Source organism: Thalassotalea sp. ND16A (genome assembly GCF_000764205.1).
Lineage (GTDB): Bacteria > Pseudomonadota > Gammaproteobacteria > Enterobacterales > Alteromonadaceae > Thalassotalea_A.
Window position 1 is genome coordinate 1 of sequence record NZ_JQDZ01000018.1, and the last position, 21135, is coordinate 21135.

Here is a 21135-nt window from a genome sequence, read left to right on the forward strand (position 1 = left end):
GAAAATCCTGAGCATTACCTCCCTTGGAACTACCAACAAAATCAAGAGATAACTCAGTCATAGACTGGGTTAGCGCCATTCTAAATAACTCAACTTGCCATGTCACACTATCCCGCCGTAAGCTCACACTATAAGCAGTTTTATGACCCCCGCATTTGGCTATATAAAGCAGAAGAGAGTATGGATGAAAGGCTGAAAAATGCTTTCGCGATTTTAATTGTATTAATCGATAAAGATGTTGAAATTATCGCAGGTGCTATTCGTACTCATTGGCATGTAGAGACAAGTTACACTGGCAACTAGATGGTAGCTTTAATGAAGATCAAAATCGTTTGCGTAACGGCTTTGCCGATCAAAACATAACGTAGAATAATAAAAGAGCACTTAATTTATTGAAAACAAAAAAAGTGTAAAGTAGGCATCAAAATAAACGGCAAAAAGCTGGCTGGTACAATGCTTATATGATGAAAGTGTGAACTGATGGATTCTCTGTATAAAATCAATCCGTATGCCCTGATTATGTTGTACAACAGATAATTTCGAGGCCACTGCCGTATTCGAGCCATTAAGACAGCTTGTCGCTTAGAGGTAAAAAGATGTCGCCGTTAACAAGCGCTTTGCTGCAGAAATGGTATATTAATCCAGTTCGAATTAGTTCAAACTGACTAAGTAAAATAAATAGAATAAGTAAAATAAATAGAATAAATGAGGAAACACATGAATCAAATAAATCGACCGGTTAAAACAGTATTAACCATGGCCATTGCCCTCGCATTAAGTAATGGCACGGTACAAGCTCAGGAAAAGAGTAAGCTAGAAGAAAAAGAAGTTGAGAGCAAACGCCAGATAGAATCTATAGTTATTACTGCAACTCGCCGTTCAGAGAACCAACAAGCTGTGCCGCTCGCTGTACAGGCAATGAGTGGTGAAAAACTTCAAGAACTAGGCATTGACAGCTTTGAAGATTACATCTCATTGCTACCAGGTGTCAGCTCTGATGGTCAAGGGCCCGGAAAACAGGAAACATATATCCGTGGGGTATCCGCGGGTCGTGCCGATGTCAGGCTTGCCGGAATTGGAGGTGAGCCAAGTGTGGCCTTCTATCTTGACGAGGCACCGATCACCACTCCCGGTCGTAATATTGACTTATATGCAGTTGACCTGCAACGGATTGAAGTTTTAAAAGGTCCTCAAGGCACATTATTCGGCGCCAGTTCGCAGGCAGGTACTGTACGTCTTATCACCAACAAACCAGCATTGGACGAATTCAGCGCAGGTGGTGAGATCGGTATGTCATCCACGAAGAGCGGTGGCATCAGTAATAAAGCTGAGGGTTATGTCAATATTCCAATTGTAGAAGATACCTTTGCGCTACGGTTTGCCGGTTATAATTCCACTGATGGGGGATTTATTGATAATGTCCTTGCTACGACTCAATTACCACTGACAAATCCAGGATTGGCTGGACACGTTCCTTCATCTCGACAGGAAGTAAGTAACTCCACGTTTGCAAAAGATGATTACAATGAAGCGACACATCGAGGCATGAGAATAAGTGCATTATGGCAAATCGATGACGACTGGGATTTGTTAATACAGCACACCAACCAACAGCTTGATACTGAAGGTTCTTTCGAATATGACCCGTCTATTAGTACCGAGGACGACTTGAATGTCACGACTTTTTCGCCCACTGAAGGTGATGACAAGGTGGACCTCACGCAATGGACGGTGAATGGTATGCTCGGCGGGCTCGAAGTGATCTATAACGGCTCGTTCACAAACCGAACGTATCAAGGTAATACCGACTATACCGCTTATATTGAAATCGGTCCCTTCGTTCCTTACTACATTTGTAGCTATCCAGGTTACGATGAATGCTTTAGTCCGGTGATGACCACCTCTGAGGAATTCGAATCGGAACGTATTGTTCAGGAGATCCGGGTCGCAACCAATACTGAAGATCGTTTTCGGGTGATTGGTGGTGTGTTCTATGATGATCAGCAAATCAACACGTTAACCGATTTCGCCTACGCTGGCTCTATTGCCGCGGGTTTTTCACCCAACTATCCGATACCGGGCGCTTATACGAATACAGATGGCAGTGCTCGCCCCCCTGGCGTAACATTCTTCAATGATTACCAAGCAGATCGTGAAGAAATATCGATATTTGGTGAACTCGCTTTTGATATTACCGACGATGTTACAGTAACCTTAGGTGCCCGTCACTACGAGATAGAAATGGGATTGAAGGGACAATCTCCTTGGGGTCAAAGGGCATCTGGACCGGAAGCGGATGCTGGAACAAATGTAGATGAAAATCTGGCAGGTTTGACTCCAGAGACGATATCAGGAACCATTTATAAAGCGAATATACGTTGGCAAATGAATGCTGATGCAATGTTTTATGGGACCTATTCCGAAGGCTTCCGAGGAGGCGGATTCAACCGTGCAGCCGGCGTTGGTGGCATTCCCGCCACCTTTGATACCGATGATGTTGTGAGTGTTGAATTTGGCTGGAAAACAACTTGGCTCGATAATACTTTGCGTTTTAACGGCGCTATTTATAATGTTGACTTCAGTGATCTTCAACAAGGCGTTTTGGATCTCTCTATCGCCAATAGCTCATTCTTTGACAATGTTGGAGAGGCCGAAATTAATGGTGCTGAATTTGAAGTTAATTGGGCTGCGCACGACAACCTCGATCTTTTCGGCTCATTTAGCTATATCGACTCCGAATTGACCGATATTCCAACTACGCTTGTGAATATCACACCTGTAGGGTCAAATCTCCCCTACGCACCAGAGAGCGAAGGCGTGATAGGGGCACGTTACTACCAAGAAATCGGTGAATTTTCTGCTGTTTTCCAAGGAGTATTTAAGTGGACAGATTCACGGTTTAATAGCCTGATCGCTGCTGATCGTGTCGAGTTGCCGTCTTATACTCAGCTCAACTTGTCAGCCGGTATTGGCAAAGATGACTGGAAAGCAACGCTCTTTATTGACAATGCCACTGACTCTCTCGGGCAAGTTGCCGCTGGTTCGGCCGATAATGTTTTCAGGGTTTCGCCAACACGACCCCGCACTATCGGTTTCAGAATAAGCTATGATTATTAGCATTTAAAATCGTTTTAAATCATTTCTAACTATGCAAGGGTCGGCGTTTAATAACGCTGCCCCTTTTCCTTTTTGGACCCTATATACAATATCAAATGTATCCTGATATTTATCGAGATATTATTATGCCAAATCAATTGAAAAACTCCCAACCTGAACAGGTTATTAAACAGTGTCAAATCTTGATTAAGAAAGGTCACTTAAGCGAAGCATCTGAAAGTCTTGATAAGTTGCTTGCAAAAAATCCAGGACATATTGAAGGTATTTATTGTCTTGCAGTCTGCCAGCGTAAACAACAGAAACATAGCCAGGCCATGGAAAATCTTGACCAAATTCTGGCACAAGTACCCGATCACGGCAGGGCTCATCAAGAGCAAGGTTATCTTCACAAAGCGTTGGGGAACACCGCCAAAGCCATCGCCGCGTTTGAAAAAGCCGTCGCCTTGAACCCTGCATTGTTTGGAAGTTGGCGTGTGCTGGCCGATGAACCTGACTATTCAATGCGTCAGGAAGCGAGCAAGCATGTTGATTGGCTCTCCAGTCTACCTCCCGCATTGGTCTCCGTTTCCAGCCTAATACACCAAAAACAATTGCACCGCGCAGAATGGCTGTGCCGTCACTTTCTCAAAGACAATCCGCATCAACCAGAAGCTATGCGCTTGCTGGCTGAGTTAGCGACAAAGTTTCAAATTCTTGACGACGCAGAATTCTTATTAGCAAGCTGCGTTCAATTTGAACCAAACTATAAAAGGGCCCGTCTGGATTATGTCCATGTTCTGCATAAGCGGCAGAAATTTCATCAGGCACTGGAACAAGCAACAACCTTGCTAGATTCTGACCCTAAAAATTCAACATTCAAAATTGGCCTCGGCAATGCCCAACAAGCAACTGGGGATTTTGCCGCCGCGATCAGGACCTTTGAAAGTGTATTGCATAACAGCGGCGACAATTATTCAATACATCTGACACTCGGCCATGCGTTAAAAACAATGGGACGCGTAGAAGACGCAATTAAAGCGTACCGTAAGAGCTATAACATCAAACCCGATTTTGGAGATGCGTTCTGGAGTCTGGCAAATCTAAAAACTTATCGGTTTTCATCGGATGAACGTCAGCAAATGCGGGAACAGGAAGCAAGCGCTACAACAGCGATAAACGATAAAATCCACTTCTGCTTTGCCCTCGGCAAGGATCTGGAGGACAGCGGACAATATGACGAAGCCTTCTCTTTTTACCATCGTGGCAACAAGCTGAAAAGTGAGCAGGACCGATTTGATAGTAAACGCCTGGAGTTATCGTTTGATATCCAGAAAAACAATTTTGATGCGGCGTTTTTTGAACGCAATGCACAGGCGGGTTGCTCGGCCCCCGACCCTATATTTATTGTAGGACTACCACGGGCGGGCTCAACACTTTTAGAACAAATTCTCTCTTCACACTCACAGGTCGACGGGACGATGGAATTGGCCAATATCATCGGCCTAGCGCACCGCTTGAACGGACGACAAGTCATCCAGGATACCCCCCGATATCCTGGTATCCTAAACAAGATATCGGCTGATGACCTGACTAAAATGGGCGAGCTTTATATTGAAGAGACCCAGCATCACCGCCAGGGAGCAATGTTTTTCATCGACAAGATGCCGAACAATTTCCGACATATTGCCCTTATCCATCTGATCCTGCCTAACGCCAAAATAATCGATGCGAGACGGGATCCTTTGTCTTGTTGTTTTAGCGGTTTTAAACAACTGTTCGGCGAGGGCCAGCAGTTTTCCTATGATCTTGGTGATATTGGACACTATTATCGCAGTTATGTTGATATCATGGATCATTGGGATAAAGAATTACCGGGCAAGATTTTACGGGTACAGTATGAGGATGTGGTTGCAGATCTGGAGACCCAGGTTCGGCGCATATTGGACTATTGCGGTCTCCCTTTTGAGCAGGCTTGTATTGATTTTCACAGGAACAGACGTGCTGTTCGCACACCAAGCTCTGAGCAAGTTCGCCAACCCATTTACCAAAGTGGTCTTGAACAATGGCGCAATTATGATTCACACTTAGAGCCACTGAAAAAAGCACTGAGTAAACCTACGCAAATCGACTAAAAATCAGTCAAGGTACTAGTTGCAATGAAGAAAATGTTGTGACTGAAATCAAAGACGCTTATATACCCGTCGCCATTCAAGATGCAAGTTTCAGAGCGCTTCTTCGATGGGTTTAAAAGTGTGCATTGGGTACTTGATATGACATTTAGATTTTATATTTCGGTCAACGTAACGAAATAAATAAAGAAGTTAAAAGCGTTACTATGATGGCGGCAGATAAGGTTGCTGCATATTTATTCCTTATCAACGGGGTTAAAAATCTCATTTGGTGATCTTGACCCAAATGGGATTACTAAAAGCTTTTTTAGCGATTGCATCTTCAACAACCAGGCTATACCAGGTATCTTTATTCGGTTGAACGGTAAAACTTACCGACGTTAGTTTTTCGCTACTGTTGAACGATCTTTCCTGAACAGTTTTCCCATGTTCGATTAGCTTGACACTTTTTAAACCATTAACTGCTTGAATATCAAAATCCAAATTTGTTTTACTATGAGCCTTAAGGGGTAATTCAGTACCAAACATCTGTTTAGGAAATATTATCGGACCAAAGGTAACGTAACTATGCCCTTCTCTGAGGTTGTCGACATAAGTTGTCGGTGTCAATTTTCCTTTAACATGAGTATATGCCCTGACTAGACCAGAGAGTTCATTCCAAACATGGTGGGTATCTGATCCTGCGGACAAATAATAACGCTTACCGTCATTCCAAAGTTGCCAAGCACGTTCAATCGTTTTCATATAATCAGCATGCGCATTAATCTCTAACAAATGGTAATTAGGATTATATTTGCCCGGCACAGTGTCATTATCAATACTGGTCAGATAGCCGAAGGGGATCAGTGGATGGTTAACCTGTATTGTGCTCGCGCCCAATTCCTGGGCAGCTTTGAATACTTCATTAATCGTTGCCGTACCGGTATCAATGCGCAAAGATTCAGATAAATTTAAAGGATAGGCATTGAAATGTCCCCATGAAGGCGATATTTCCATAGAGGGAATAAAAGGTATGTTACGGCTATTGGCAAGTTTTGCCATCATCTGATGATTTTTTGAAGAATCATGATCACTTAAAAAAGCGAGGTCTAACCCTACTGACAGTTGTGAGCGCAGCACAAATTCGGTGGCCGTAGAACCATCTAAAACATCGGAGTGATGATGCAGATCTGCGCTATACCAATTCAAATCTTCGGGTTGCACTAATACTTCGACACTTGCTTTTGCTAACTGGGTTTGTGATGGCTTGATAGTCAGATCAAGCATAGTTGCTTTAGCTTTAAAGCCTTCTCCCGCACTGACTTTGAATTGATACTCTCCTGGGGCTATGAATAATTTACGGTTGCCAATGGTGTTCAGCTCGGTAAAATATGTTTTTTGTCCTAGGTATTCGATCAGAGGTACTGCGCCCTTTTCAATGCTAATGCGCGCATCTAACGGAGTACCGCTATTGAGTTCCGTTACTTGAAATTCTATTTCACTGGGTGGTAGCAGACTATCAAAATCAAGTCTCAGAGCTTGACCCTTGATAACATTTATCGTTACTGTCGGACTTTGTGAAAATTGCTTCCCTGTGGCATAAACCTGATATTCCCCCACGGGTAATTCCAAATCATATTGCCCATGGCTCCCCATCACCCAAGTATAAGGCTGGCCTGCCTTTAGTACAATAATAGCAGGGGATTCCACCTTGACCCCTTTATTGGTTTTAACCTCTCCAAGGATATGGCCTGAAGTTAATTTATGCAGTTTAATTTCGCTTGCAACCATTGCCGATAAATCGCCCTTAGCAGAGACTTGTAACCAGCCTTCAAAAATACGTTTTTGACCGGGCGCAAGTGCATGGCTAAGGTAAAGATCACGAGCTTCATAATTAATCATATCGGCGTACGGTGCATGAAGACCAATACTCCAGTCTTTATCATAAGCTGCATTCCACTTAGCTATCGCCTGCGTCATTTTCCCCTTACCAATGCCATGCATGCCAGGAACGCCGAACAAATATCCGCCATCAGGCCAATATACATAACCAGAGAGTAAGCTAGGATAATTCTTAACACTGCTATTAACCATTTGAGTCACAATATGTAGCCTAGTCGCGCCGGCTTTAAGGCTATAATGGCTTATCAGTGTCACAGCGCCCCAATCGCGAATGGTTTTAATGATCACTTCTTCAGGGGTGTTTTTCTCAATAGTAATTTTTTGATAGGTGGTTGGCCAACTAGACCAATTATTAGGAATGAAATCAACGAGCGAGGCTTTATCAGGGCCAATTTCTCCCTGCCTTACTACCGCAACATCTATGATGCCACCTCGAGCTACCCCCCAGGGTGGAGCAGACTCAACGGCAATGGCAATAGCTAAATGTTCATTGCGTACGGTAATATCTTTAGCAAGTATGGCATTACCCAACGGAATAATGGTTGGTCCAATGGTAACTGACACTGCGGCCATCAAACTAAAACTAAACCAATAACTTGCTAGCAACAATCGCGCAGCGATGCGGAAAAAAGAGCTTGTTTTTATCATTATTTATCCTAAGTATTCATTTTATTCATTGCCGCTCATTAGTTTTGCTAAATTTCAGTAAATAGTTACGGCTTTACTTACCATTAACGACTAGTGACTCATTATTCGCGATCAAATATCTCTAACCGGTGCATTCTGACGCTGCTGAGTTTGCCAATTCTCATCGGAGATTATATTATTGCCTGGTTGAACTTCATCGCCCCGATACAGATCGAGGCGAGCTGGTTCCATAATCTCTCGAGTCAGACGAATACAAGCGTAAATCTTCTCGATCAGGTTCGCCTACAAGGTAATTAAATAATATGCTAGGTTTGTCGCCAGGATTTTTAGGGACAAATTGTACCCGACCACGACTATGAGGTTTATTAGGCCCAACATGCACTTGAAAACCGTGGCCATCGATGGCCGCATTGCCATCGTAACGCATGGCCGCAGGTAAGAAATGATATTGAATATCAGGCCATTTCTGACCCGCTTTCGAGCGAATAAAAGCGCATGAGTGCCACTAATTGTCGGCGTTAAACCGGCAAAATATTCGATCCGATCCGCTCCAGAAGCAACATCAACACAATCGGCTTACCCGCATCCATAACTTCCAGTTCTGCTAATACTTGATTCCTAAAACGTAACAAAGCAACTGCTTTATTACTAATATCAATTTTGTTGTCAGATTTTGTCCTTGAGTCATATTGATTAATTTTGTTCTATTGCCATTGCTTTATAATGCGCGGTTTCATGCTTCATTGTCAGGCCTATCAATAAAATTGCAGCCACACACCCCATAACCAGCAGCATAAAACCACCATCCCAGCCATAAATATCTACGGTATAACCCAAAACAATATTAGCGACAACCGCGCCTCCCAAATAACCGAACAATCCTGTCAAGCCTGCTGCAGTACCAGCAGCTTTTTTCGGTACCAACTCTAATGCATATAACCCAATTAACATAACAGGACCATAAATAAGAAAACCAATAGCGACCAATGCGGCCATATCTATGCCCGGATTCCCCGCAGGATTAGACCAGTAAACCAATAAAGCAACCAGTACCAGTACCATATATAAGATAGCGGCCGGTGCGCGGCGCCCTTTAAACCAGCGATCACTTATCCAACCACAAAGTAATGTGCCGGGAATGCCTGCCCATTCATATAAAAAATAAGCCCAGGAACTTTTATCAACATCAAAATCCTTAACTTCATGTAGATAGGTTGGTGCCCAGTCAAGCACACCGTATCGAATAAGATAAACAAAGGCATTGGCAAAAGCGATGAACCACAAAAGTTTGTTATTTAATACATAGCGCATGAAGATTTCTTTACCGCTAAATTCTTGCTCATGTTCTGAGCTATAATCGCTAGGGTAATCATTTCTATGCTCCTCTATGGATGGTAATCCACAAGACTGAGGGGTATCTCGCACAGTAAAAAAAATAAAGACTGCAATAAAAGCGGCGCAGGCAGCAGGTAAATAAAATGCGCTATGCCAGTCATTAAACCAAGCCATGCCTAATATAAATATTGGCCCAATTAAACCACCACCGACATTATGCGCCACATTCCAGAATGACACCGTTCTTCCACGCTCATCACCTGAAAACCAATGCACCATAGTTCGCCCACAAGCTGGCCATCCCATGCCTTGAGCCCAACCATTGATAAATAACAAAATAAATATCGCGGTGACACTTTCTGTTGCCCAAGGGGCGAAACCAAAAATAAACATTATGATAGCGGAAACTAACAAACCCGCAGACATAAAATAGCGAGGATTACTGCGATCGGAAACACTGCCCATCAGGAATTTACTCAAACCATAAGCAATTGATACTGCCGACAAGGCTATCCCCAACTCTCCTTTAGTAAACCCTTCTTCTTCAATAAGAAATGGCATAGCCAGTGAGAAATTTTTCCGGACAAGATAATAACCAGCGTAACCGATAAAAATACCTAAAAATATTTGCCAGCGCAATTTTTTATATTCACCATCAATACAATCATCAGCCAGTCTGGGCTGATGTGCTGCTGGCCTAAATATACCATACATATAAGGCATCCTTATTCGAACTTATAATTTACGCCAATAACACTCATTAATATAATTGGCTAAGTAGTAGTTAAGTGTGTCTGAGATCACACCAAACGGTTTAAACTCTTTTAGTAAAGAAAAAAGACAAGTCACCAAACTTGTCTTTTCACAATAACAAAGGGAATAATTAAAGCCCACTGTAACATTAAATGTAGCAGTACAAGGACCACCAATAAAATAATCCCCCCCATATCTTGGACTGAACCCGCTACCGTATTCCCTTTGGTGATGCCTCTAACTCAATCTTGGTTAAACTTTATCTATTTCGTTGGTTTTTATTATCTCATTACATGTCCAGAATACATAAAAAAACCAAACTTATGTACCTAATAACGACTCATGCATGCCACCAAAGTTCGTTTTTGTTCGAAAAGCATCCATACATTTCACTTTGTCCCACGTTAACTTTTACTAAGCACTGCTTATTTTAACAAAGTAACTATTCACCTCACTTTTGCTGGCATTATTTTTTAGTAGAATAAATTATTTTGGTTAAGTTTCATTTCAACTGAATCAAGAAGATAACGTTGTCTATCCATTGATGAATTAGTGACGCATGTTCATCTGACTGAACTTGTTGAGCAAATCCCTGACGGGCCTCATTCTTTATAACATTGGTATCAGTAGCATTCATACTGATAGTTCATTACTCGATTTTGACTATCGGGAAGTGAGAATAGCGCAAGTAGTCACTTGCTAAGTTCATAATATCGGCATCTAGCGAATAGCAATGTCATTAATCAATTGATCACCAGTAAAAGGTATTAAACTTTTTTGTTTACAAGAAAAATTGTAGTTCCATAATTCACTTTTTAACTATCCAACAAACTTAAACAATGACAGAAATATTTGTTTTTGTTTTATTATATTCGAAAACGAACCCTGTAATTGTGAGAATTCAGTATACTAAGTAATCAAATAATACTAGATATGCGTTTAAAAACCGCTTCGAAGTCGTTATCACGGCAGCAGACAAGTAGTGATGAGCACTAAACAATACATTCACGATGTGCTAATTATAGGTGGAGTTATCAATGGTGTGGGTATAGCTTTAGACGCCGTTTGCCGTGGACTTAAAGTAACTCTTTGCGAAATGAACGATCTAGCATCGGCCACTTCTTCTAATCGCAGTAAATCAATTTATCGAGGTCTTCGTTTCAGGTTACAACATCAACCTCATTTACGTCCCGCCTGGATGATACTAGCAGGACTTTTCTTATATGATCAGCTGAGCAAGGGCATTACTTTACCAGGCTCAAAAGGGATAAAATTTCCCGAAAATAGTCCCTTGGTAAATTCAATCAGTAAAGGTTTCGAATATTCAGATGCTTGGGTTGACGACGTCAGACTAGCAGTTTCAAACGCTATGCCCCCGGGCAACAGGTGCTCTGATAAAAACCTGAGTTCAGCTTAAGTACTGTATTTTTCTAAACAGTCATCAATCCAAATTCACTAGGGAATAGCTTAATACGTGGCTTTTGTTTTTTAAACAATAGCCACTATGCCTGATATTAAATTGAGTATAACCCTGTTTCACTACGATGCCGACCATGCTCTAACTGAGCTATATTTTTTAACTGACCATTTATCGTTTCAATGATGTACCTCATTGATAGCATTGCTTTTGGTTGTCGGGCAACGTCAGAAACGGAGTTACCACAGATGTTATTTCGAGACTTTAACCGCGGGCCTTTTAATGTGTCTCATAGCGAACCGCAGCAATAACCAAGTTAGGCATAAAATCATTGGTACTGCGAAGCCTTTGACTAGAATTTTATTCAGATCAAAACCTGAAATATTCACGGCGTCAAGCATATAGTCGAGCAAGCCTATCAAGTAATAAGCCATTGCCGCAATAGAGACACCTTCAACCATTTGCTGTAAACGCAATTGCACTTTACCGCGCTGATTAATCGCAGACAATAATTGTTGATTTTGCTGCTCTATCGTTAAGTCCACACGCGTTCTGAGTAAGCTGCTTGCACGCGCAATACGAAGGGTTAGCCCTTCCAGACGAATAGACAATGCCTGACAGGTGCGAATGCCAGGGCTTAATCGCCTAGTAACGAATTCATTGATCCGTTCAATCCCTTCGATATCGGTTTCTTTTAATTGTTCAAGTCGCGAACAAACCAGTTCGTAATAAGCGTTTGTTGCGCTAAAACGATAACTAATATCGGAAATAAGTTGCTCGGTTTTTCCGGCCAAATCGGAAAGTTTATCGAGCATTTCACTGTCATTTTTCTCACAAAAACCTGCCATCTTTTGATTGATATCTACTAAATCAAGTTCCATTTTAGTCACTTTAGGTGATAAAGAGCGAGCAATTGGCAAACTAAGCAATGCCATCATTTGATAGGTTTCTATTTCTAACATTCGCTGTATTAACCGACCCGCTTGGCATCTGTTTAGCATGTTACTTTGAATAATAATACGTCCAAAACCATCACTGTGCAGTCTGAATGAGGCATAAACATTTGCTCGATTATCAGCAACATTACTACCAAGTACTTGATGACCTTCAAATGCGTGATATAGATCTTGTTCCGGCAGTTTTTCTGGGATAATAACCAGATTCACCGCACTGACCAGTTCACCAACAATGTTGTCAAACCACTCTTGGGGCACGTACTCTATCGAATAGCCATCAAATAACTGCTTCCCTAAACCCTTGCGAATAAAGCTATAACTTGAAAATTCCAGATGGCGTTCCCAACGCAATTCAAAGCCACCAAAATCTTGATAATAGCAACTTGCCTCAATACAGGGAGGATTAACATTGTAGCGCTCACACAAAGAATATAGCTGTTGATACTCTTGCTCTCGCTGCTTTTCAGTCAAACGTACTGCCATATGTGCGATTGAGGTAGGTACACTTACTTGTGGCGACGGTCTGTTATGCAACTCTTGCGATATTTGCTGTCGTAACGACGATACGGTAATACGTGGTAGGTCAGCATGAGTGGGATAATTTGATTCTGTAGGACAAATAACGGTCACTGGTTCACTCCAATATATTAATCAATGTGCTGGCAAGTAAATTGGGAAACTTAACGTTGCATCAATCAGCTGCTGCCTGCGTAATGGTTTCATACCTATTTTCGGTATTTTTGACCTTCCCCTCTTGTTAATTGAATGCTCAATTAACAGCAACGGTAATGGTTAGGAATCAAGCTGTCAAGCATGTGAACCTGGGGGTTAAAGCAGAGAATTTCCTGTCATAATTTGATTTAAAACAGACGAAAATGGTTAGCAATTTAACTAGTGCACGAATTAAATTTGATCTTCATTCATTTATAATCAAACGAAAACTTGCTTATTTTTTGATTGAATTTGAACATTCGCCGCTATTGATAAGAATATTGTCGGCACTAGTTAAGTTATAATTGACTGCTCACCTTTAACTATTTTTTTGTTGAATCGATTTTCAGGGCTAGCAGGCACACTGCACTGTGTCCTTAGCAGCCCAGAAAGCCGATTTTTTAACATAAAAAAAATGAATTAAATTTAAAATAATTCATTTATCGACCCGAAATGAGTAAAAACCATGCAAACTTTTGGGTTATTTACGCTCAGCTGTAGCGACAAAACAGTGTAAATTTTGATTCATTTAGGAGGTTACGGGAGATTTGGCGTCGGCTGTGCGTCATAAAAGGGTTAATTAATCGGCGAATATAGCTCGACCTATCGCCTCTAAGTGAGCGCGTATGGCTGGGCCAAAGGTGCTGTCCCCTGGACGTACAGCAGCCATGTCAACTCTGGTTATTAACGGTAATTGAGCGACTACTAACGATCCCAGAGCTCGCACGCATCATGATTAAAGTTAGCAACACCATTAACGATACCGTAACGGTCACGATGAGATAAACAAGCTCCAGTGAACCGGTGGTGTCACGAATATATCCGGCTAACAGATTACCCACAGTCCCGCCTAAACCGGAAGTCACCATGCAGATAATGCTAATTTGCATGGTGGCAGTGGAAGAGAAAGATTGCCGAACCCAGCCAGCCAAAATGCCCCAGACAGGAAAGTACATCAGTCCGTAACCGAAGCCAGCTAAAGCGGCAAATTGGCTCGGATCATAAACAAAGGCCATTAAGCTAAGGGCTAAACCGCTGAAGATGATCATTAATGCCATGCCATGGCTGGTACGATCGGCAATCCACCCGGCAATGAAGCCGGCGAACATGCCGGTCACGCCAACGATGGTCCAGGCATAACCGCCTACGGCGGCGGGCAATTGTAATTCATTCAAGTAGGTATTAAGCCAGTTGGCAAATGGCATGGTGGAAAAACCGAGCAAAAAGCAGACGGTGCAGGCAAATAGTGCGGTACGTTCCTGCATAATGGTGCGCAGTAGTTTTGATACTGGGATCATCGCTTGTTCAGAGATCGCTTGAGTTGCTGACTGGCGGTTCAATTTAGCGAGTAAGCGCCAGGTAAGGCCAAGGACTGTCATGCCGATAAGTGCCGCAATCTGCCAACTACTTTGCCAACCAAACGCGGGGACTACCAGTAAAATAAGTAAACCGTTTAGCCCATAGCCCCAAGCAGTACCACTTGAGGCAAAAGACAATTTAGTTGAACATTGCTCTGGTTTAGTGCTGCGACTGACGATCTCTACAATGGCGCCCCAGCTAATCGCCGCACTGGCGGCTAACAAAACCAGCACCGCAGTAATGATCATCGGATCTTGTAATTGTGACATGCTAAATAGCAATACGGTGCTGACAGTGCCAGTGACTAACACCAGTCGTGCGGAACAAATTTTATTGCCAATAAAGCCAAGTAACAAGGCTCCAGTAATATATGACAATTGGGTGAGAGCAGCAATAGCGGCTAAATGCCAGTTTGTGATGGCGATAGAATCACGCATCATCGGTACTAAAGCCGCGAAGAGGAACACCCCAAACCCGTGGCTGACAACCTGATTCAAGCCAAAAACAGCAGCAACTCGCAAAATATATTCTCCAACTTAATTCTTATATCATAAATATTAAAAGTTTTTCATGGGATGGTTTGGGAAGATATGAAAAATTTGCAATTGATTTTCGCTCAACGTCCAGAGGGCAGATAAGTTTACAGCGTTAAACACAACTGTGTTTAACGCTGTAAATCAGCTTGAAATTTTAAAACATAGTTTTAAACAAGTCCTTCTTCCACCAGCAAATCTAGGATCGCTTGTGCTGATTCTTCTACGCCATGTACCACTTTACCACCGCCGCCAGAGGCTTTGGCAGTAGCCGCTTTAAAGCGATCAGCCGCGGTTTTCGCCTTGACTATTTTAAGCCGTTTCGGCCGTTTTTTGGCGTCAGTTGTTTGCCATAACGGCGACTCTTGATCGGCGAAGATACCACCAAGTGTTGCTTCAAACTGTCCACGCATCGCCGGGCCAAAGGCACTTTGCCTTGGCAGAGCTGCGGCCATGTCGACACTGGCGACAAAGGGTAAATCCACTTTCAACTTCCGGCGCTGGCCACGCGGCAAGGCTTGTAACACTTCCGCCTGTTTATTGACTTCATCGACAGATAAAATATCGGTAACTGAGGTGACCATTGCCATGCCAAGCTGTTCTGCCAGTAAATAAGGCAGCATGCCGGACGACTCGCCACTTTCGGCCCGTACACCGGTCAAAATAATATCTGAATTTTGCTGTTTTAAATGTTCAGCAAGAACCAAAATAGCGTCTGCTTGCTCTGGCATTTCTAACAAATTTATCTCCGCAAGCCCCATGCCCAGGTAACTGCGCAATGCCGTTTGCTGTCTTGGATCGTCAGAAACCTGACCAGCGTGCAAGGTTTGCAAATTATTGCCGACCAGTTTGAGACCCAATTCTATCGCTCTCGCGTCTTGCTCGGCACGTCTTGGTCGACGCGAGGTTGGATGTTCGCCGATAGAAACCAGCGATATCACCGACAAGTTATCATTGCTCATTTGTCGCCCCTTCATTAATGGTTTGTTTTCTGTGCTCAACCAGTTCTACCAATCGAGTTAATATTTCAGTACTGTCACCAATGGCACTTAAGTCGGCACGTTTGACCATGTCACAACCCTCATCAGTATTGATCGCCACAACTTTGTCACATGGAGCAATACCTTGCATGTGCTGGATAGCGCCAGATATACCAACCGCAATATAAACCTGTGCGGTCACCCAGGTACCCGTTGCGCCCACCTGTCGCTCACGTGGCATATTGCCATCGTCGACCGCGACCCGGCTCGCACCTTCAGTCGCCCCCAACACACTCGCGGTGTGATGAAATTGTGGCCAGTCGTTAATACCATTACCACCGGAGAGAATAAAACCAGCCTCTGCCAGCGGAATAGCATTGGGATCAACACTAATGTTGCCGTGATCAAACAATTTACCGTCAGCGAATTGGCTTGACTGTTGTGGCATTAATATACTTTCATGTCGCGTTTCACTGATTGGTTCACAACACTCTTCCATCACCAGCAACAGCTTGCTTAACGGTCGGGTAATATCACTCTTACCAGCACTGCCTCGACAAATAACGGTGTCGTCATTTAATTTCCATACCCCACAAGCAGGTCGCAGCTCTAATGCAGCTGCCAAGCGACGGCCTAAATCGCCGCCACCATTAATGCTATCCGGCAACAGGATATGTTGCGGCACCAACTCAGCAATAATGCCTTGCAGATCATTACATCGTTGCTCAGGGTTATAACTGGCATATTGCTGCCCGTCGAGATGGATCAGGCGATCAACACCAGTTTTATCCAACGAGTCATCTTTTAGCTCACCAAAGGCAATGGCGACGACTGCGCCACCGCCATTGTTGCGATTCGCCAATTGTTGTGCCAGACCTAGGGTGTCTTTGTCATGGCCATTCAAACGCCCGGATACCAGGTCAAGCACTACGACAATATAAAATGCTGGCTCAGCGACTTGATGCAACGGCAATACCACTTCGCGCGCTGCAGCTGTACGGCGAGTGCTTTGGCCAGTATCATTAGATGCCCCTGAGCGGTCGATGCGTTTCAGGCCATTGGGACCAATAAAACCAATGATATGCGGGTTTTTACGCAGTAATCCTGTTGGTCCGAATACCGGCCCACTATCCAGAGTTTGATGCAGTGGATGCAGACGATTACGCGCTATCCACTCTGCTCTTGGGTCACGGCGGAATAATTCACTCATGATCCACCTCCAACTTGGTCTGCAACCACACCTTCACCCGTGCTTTCAATGAGCGCATCCAGCATTAATTCGGCAATGTCTTTCACTTCCGGCCTTGGTTCAACCACGCCCTCTAACATCAAATTACACTGCGGACAGGCGACGGCGACAATCTCAGCCTTGGTCTCGGTGACATCCGCCATGCGCATGTCTGGAATACGTTGCTCGCCCGGAATGTCGGTAACCGGTGCACCACCACCACCGCCACAACAACGAGCGGTTGATTTACTGCGCTGCATTTCTTTTATTTTGACCCCCATGCTCTCTAACAAGAAACGCGGAGCGTCATATTCACCGTTATAACGACCTAAATAACAAGGATCGTGATAAGTCAGCGCCAGTTCTTTGCTATTGTCTAGCTTAAGTTTCTGTTGGTTAACCAGCTCGGCAAAGAATCCGGTGTGATGCAATACGTTATAGTTGCCACCAAGCTCGCCATATTCATTCTTAAGACAATGAAAGGCATGCGGGTCGGCAGTCACTATGGTATTAAAATTGTATTGATTCATTGTTTCGATATTGCTGTTCGCCAGACGCTGAAAATTGGCTTCATCACCCAAGCGTCTTGCCAGGTCACCACTGTCACATTCGGCATCACCCAATACGGCAAAGTCGACATTGGCGGCGCGCAGTAATTTAATAATGGCCCGCAATGTGCGTTGGTTGCGCATATCAAAAGCCGCGTCACCAATCCATAACAGTACGTCAGCCTGAGTGACTTCTTGTTTATCCGCATTATGACCAAACACAGTAAGGTTTTGATCCGCCGCCCAGTTCATCCGGGTATTCGGTGCATAACCGTTGGGGTTATCGGTCGCGCTCAGGTTTTCTAGAATTTCGTTGCCCTTGCCCGGGGTTTGCCCTTTCTCCAACGTTTCAAAACGGCGCATATCGACAATCGCATCAACGTGTTCAATCATCATTGGACAGGCTTCAACACAAGCTCGACAAGTGGTACACGACCACAAGGTTTCGCTCTCTACCAGGATGTTGACGATAGGAATGATCGCCCCGCCTTTATGGGTGCCAACTTTAATGCCCGGATACGGGCTGCCAGCAAATTTTGCGTCATCGCCGCCGGCCATGCCAATCACCATATCCTGGATCAGCTTCTTCGGGTTTAACGGTTGCCCTGCGGCAAATGCCGGACAGTTGTTTTCACAGCGGCCACATTCAACACAAGCATCGAAACTTAATAGCTGATTCCACTTAAAGTCGACCGGCTTTTCTACGCCAAGTTTATTCGCGGTTAAATCTATCGCTTTTAGGCCGGTTGACTGACCGTCGCCAAATCGGTCCTGGCGTCGATGTAAGCCCAAATGTAAAGCACCAGCAAAGGCGTGTTTCATCGGTCCGCCCCAGGTCATGCCAAAAAACATTTCGCCAATGCCCCAGATAATGCCAATCACTAACAGCAGTGCTAATAACCAACCACCGGTGTCACTTGGCAATATTCCCGTTGCCGGTAAGGTGAGGATAAAAAAACTCAATGAAAACACCATCAAGCTTTTTGGTAATCGTTGCCATTTACCCAAAGATAAATTAGGTGGCGGGTTACGGCGCCTTATCATGACAAAGATGCTGCCAACAAACATTAACAACGATGAGCCGAGTAATGCCCAGGTCAATAGCTGCAGCTGTAGCTGAAATACATAAAGCAATACGATTAATATCGCCGACAACACAAAACCACCCGCTGTCGCGACGTGGGTATTGGACATATATTTATCACGGGCAACCACATGATGTAAGTCAACCAGGTAGCGGCGCGGGATCTGCAATAAACCACGCCAATGTACCGTTGATGATTGTCCCTGTGACCACAACAACACACGTTTAACTGCACCGATTAACGTCAGCAACAAGGCTGCTGATATGAGGGTAAACAGAAATTGGGAAAGAAATTCCGATGATGACATAACAATACCTATTAATTATCCTAGGCATATACCACCGCACAGAGCGGTGGTATACAATCTAAAAGCTGTTGGGACTCTAGAAATCCTTACATAAACGCAATGCGTCATATATTGCCGCATGAGTATTACGCTGCGACACACAATCGCCAATGCGATACAACAAATAGCCCTCACCTTCTTCTGCCAATATTGGCTGTGGCTGTGCTGCATAAAGCGCTTCAATATCGATTTGACCTTTGTTACGAGAATCGCTTTTCAGTTGCAGATAAATTTCTTCATCAGGACGGACGCCATTCTCAATCACCACCTGATCGACGACACGCTCTTCTTGCTGGCCGGTATACTCATTCTCTAATACCGCCACCAGTTTATCGCCTTCACGATAGACTTTTTCCAGTATTAAATCAGAGCTCATGATCACTTCTTTTTCATACAAGCTACGGTAATAAGTCGGGAACGTGGTGCCACCAACCGCGGCACCCGGTTTAATATCATCGGTGACCATCTCAACCAAGGAGCCATTTTGCGCTAAAAAGTCGGCGGCTGATAAACCACTAAATTCACAAATGGTGTCATACACCAGGACATTTTTACCTGGTGCAACGTCGCCATTTAAGATATCCCAGGTACTTACCGATAGTCCTTCTTCGACCCCCCAATGCGGGTTTTGTGCTAAGAAAGGTTTACCGCCAACAGCCAAAATGACCACATCGGCATTGAGCTCGCGGATCATCGCTTCATCGGCAGCGGTATTAAGGCGCAGATCGATACCCAAGCGGTCGAGTTCTAACGCAAACCAGCGAGTGATACCGGCAATTTGGTCACGCTGCGGTGCTTTCGAGGCGATGGTAATTTGCCCGCCAAGCTCGGCATTTTTTTCAATTAAAATAACCTCATGACCACGCTCGGCAGAAACCCGTGCCGCTTCCATACCGGCAGGACCGCCACCAATAACCACGACTTTACGAACTTTGCCTTCGGTTTTGTCGATAATGTGTGGCATCGTCGATTCACGCGACGTCGCCGCATTTTGAATACACAGTACATCCAAGCCTTGGTACTGACGGTCGATACAATAGTTGGCACCAACACACTGTTTGATTTGATCTACCTGGTTCAGTTTGATTTTGGCAATCAAATGCGGGTCGGCAATATGTGCACGGGTCATCCCAACAAAATCAACATAACCACTCTCGAGAATACGTTGTGCCTGATTCGGATCTTTAATGTTTTGCGCATGCATTACTGGCGAATTCACCACTTCTTTAATGCCTGCGGCTAGATGTAAAAATGGTTCCGGTGGATAGCTCATATTCGGGATAACATTGGCCAGAGTATTATGCGTGTCACAGCCAGAGCCAATAACGCTGAAGAAATCGAGCAAACCGGTGGCATCATAATAAGCGGCAATCTCTTTCATATCGTCATGGTTTAGCCCATCGGGATGAAATTCATCACCACAAATGCGCAGACCAACAGCAAAGTCACGACCCACTTCTGCACGAATCGCATGCAATACTTCCATACCAAAACGCATGCGGTTTTCAAAACTTCCGCCGTATTCATCGTCACGCTGGTTAACCCGTGGGCTCCAGAATTGATCGATTAAATGCTGATGTACCGCGGACAGTTCAATACCATCTAAACCACCGGCTTTTGCCCGCCCTGCAGCCTTGGCATAATCACCAATAATGCGTTGCATTTCTTCAATTTCAATGGTTTTACAAGTGGCGCGATGCACTGGCTCACGGATACCACTCGGGCTCACTAGCGTCGACCAATTGCCACCATCCCAACGAGAGCGACGTCCCATGTGGGTAATTTGGATCATGATTTTGCCGCCGTGCTTGTGCACCGCGTCGGCTAAATTTTGAAAATGAGGAATGATCCTGTCGGTAGATAAGTTAACTGACTTCCACCAACCTTGTGGACTGTCAATAGAGACGACACTGGAGCCGCCACAAATTGACAGGCCAACTCCACCTTTGGCTTTTTCTTCGTAATACTTTACATATCGTTCGGTCGTCATGCCACCTTCGGTAGCATATACTTCGGCGTGTGCCGTACTTACCACACGATTTCGTATGGTAAGTTGATTAATTTTTAATGGCTGAAATAGTGCATCGAACTGCGCCATGATGAGCTCCTGATATTTATCGTTCTTTAAAA

Annotated in this window: 11 protein-coding genes and 3 pseudogenes; 4 read left to right on the top strand and 10 right to left on the bottom strand. The window is 44.1% G+C overall.

The features are described 5' to 3' along the window. Positions 1–180 precede the first annotated feature (180 nt). The 3 genes from ND16A_RS21825 (at position 181) to ND16A_RS15640 (ending at position 5228) form a co-directional block, all read left to right on the top strand. Entirely contained in the window at positions 181–303 is a 123-nt protein-coding gene (locus ND16A_RS21825) for a hypothetical protein (protein ID WP_268746304.1), read from the top strand. Between the two features lie 414 nt (positions 304–717). After that, positions 718–3117, top strand: coding sequence for a TonB-dependent receptor (locus ND16A_RS15645; protein WP_033076298.1), 2400 nt, complete (start codon positions 718–720; stop codon positions 3115–3117). A gap of 125 nt (positions 3118–3242) precedes the next feature. Next, a complete protein-coding gene (locus ND16A_RS15640) occupies positions 3243–5228 on the top strand; it encodes a tetratricopeptide repeat-containing sulfotransferase family protein (RefSeq protein ID WP_033076389.1) in 1986 nt (661 codons plus the stop codon). 261 nt (positions 5229–5489) lie between these two features. Here ND16A_RS15640 and ND16A_RS15635 read toward each other — a convergent pair whose 3' ends face one another. The 3 genes and pseudogenes from ND16A_RS15635 to glpT all read right to left on the bottom strand — a co-directional run bounded on the left by ND16A_RS15635 (position 5490) and on the right by glpT (position 9803). Then, positions 5490–7754 (bottom strand): CehA/McbA family metallohydrolase, encoded by a 2265-nt coding sequence (locus tag ND16A_RS15635; RefSeq protein ID WP_033076299.1) that lies wholly within the window; start codon positions 7752–7754, stop codon positions 5490–5492. A 498-nt stretch (positions 7755–8252) separates the two neighbouring features. Beyond that, positions 8253–8407, bottom strand: a pseudogene (locus ND16A_RS21980) (betaine-aldehyde dehydrogenase); the annotation flags it as partial. A 40-nt stretch (positions 8408–8447) separates the two neighbouring features. Next, on the bottom strand, positions 8448–9803 hold the full coding sequence (gene glpT, locus ND16A_RS15625) for a glycerol-3-phosphate transporter (protein ID WP_033076301.1): 1356 nt from the start codon (positions 9801–9803) through the stop codon (positions 8448–8450). A 1024-nt stretch (positions 9804–10827) separates the two neighbouring features. Between glpT and ND16A_RS15620 the strand changes: the two are divergent. Next, a pseudogene (locus ND16A_RS15620) lies at positions 10828–11214 on the top strand (FAD-dependent oxidoreductase); the annotation flags it as partial. A 58-nt stretch (positions 11215–11272) separates the two neighbouring features. Here ND16A_RS15620 and ND16A_RS21610 read toward each other — a convergent pair. The 7 genes and pseudogenes from ND16A_RS21610 to dgcA form a co-directional block, all read right to left on the bottom strand. Next, positions 11273–11470 (bottom strand): annotated as a pseudogene (locus ND16A_RS21610) (transposase); the annotation flags it as partial. 40 nt (positions 11471–11510) lie between these two features. Beyond that, positions 11511–12845, bottom strand: coding sequence for a DUF3422 family protein (locus tag ND16A_RS15615; RefSeq protein ID WP_052072851.1), 1335 nt, complete (start codon positions 12843–12845; stop codon positions 11511–11513). Positions 12846–13597: 752 nt separating this feature from the next. Further along, a complete protein-coding gene (locus ND16A_RS15610) occupies positions 13598–14806 on the bottom strand; it encodes an MFS transporter (protein WP_033076303.1) in 1209 nt (402 codons plus the stop codon). Positions 14807–14988: 182 nt separating this feature from the next. Next, positions 14989–15780 carry an electron transfer flavoprotein subunit beta gene (gene etfB / locus ND16A_RS15605; protein WP_033076304.1) on the bottom strand — a complete coding sequence of 264 codons (792 nt, stop codon included), beginning with the start codon at positions 15778–15780 and terminating at the stop codon, positions 14989–14991. Further along, the gene (etfA, locus tag ND16A_RS15600) at positions 15770–17008 is read right to left on the bottom strand and encodes an electron transfer flavoprotein subunit alpha (RefSeq protein WP_033076305.1); all 1239 of its coding nucleotides are present in this window, start codon (positions 17006–17008) and stop codon (positions 15770–15772) included. Before etfA ends, etfB begins: the two co-directional genes overlap by 11 nt. Next, the gene (locus ND16A_RS15595; protein ID WP_033076306.1) at positions 17005–18966 is read right to left on the bottom strand and encodes a (Fe-S)-binding protein; all 1962 of its coding nucleotides are present in this window, start codon (positions 18964–18966) and stop codon (positions 17005–17007) included. Before ND16A_RS15595 ends, etfA begins: the two co-directional genes overlap by 4 nt. A gap of 76 nt (positions 18967–19042) precedes the next feature. After that, positions 19043–21103: a dimethylglycine demethylation protein DgcA gene (gene dgcA, locus ND16A_RS15590; RefSeq protein WP_033076307.1), complete on the bottom strand. Its 2061-nt coding sequence runs from the start codon at positions 21101–21103 to the stop codon at positions 19043–19045. Positions 21104–21135: the final 32 nt, after the last annotated feature.

Coding starts and splice junctions, on each gene's coding strand:
- ND16A_RS21825 (WP_268746304.1), top strand. CDS start 181: ATGGATGAAAGGCTGAAAAATGCTTTCGCGATTTTAATTGTATTAATC.
- ND16A_RS15645 (WP_033076298.1), top strand. CDS start 718: ATGAATCAAATAAATCGACCGGTTAAAACAGTATTAACCATGGCCATT.
- ND16A_RS15640 (WP_033076389.1), top strand. CDS start 3,243: ATGCCAAATCAATTGAAAAACTCCCAACCTGAACAGGTTATTAAACAG.
- ND16A_RS15635 (WP_033076299.1), bottom strand. CDS start 7,754: ATGATAAAAACAAGCTCTTTTTTCCGCATCGCTGCGCGATTGTTGCTA.
- glpT (WP_033076301.1), bottom strand. CDS start 9,803: ATGTATGGTATATTTAGGCCAGCAGCACATCAGCCCAGACTGGCTGAT.
- etfB (WP_033076304.1), bottom strand. CDS start 15,780: ATGAGCAATGATAACTTGTCGGTGATATCGCTGGTTTCTATCGGCGAA.
- etfA (WP_033076305.1), bottom strand. CDS start 17,008: ATGAGTGAATTATTCCGCCGTGACCCAAGAGCAGAGTGGATAGCGCGT.
- ND16A_RS15595 (WP_033076306.1), bottom strand. CDS start 18,966: ATGTCATCATCGGAATTTCTTTCCCAATTTCTGTTTACCCTCATATCA.
- dgcA (WP_033076307.1), bottom strand. CDS start 21,103: ATGGCGCAGTTCGATGCACTATTTCAGCCATTAAAAATTAATCAACTT.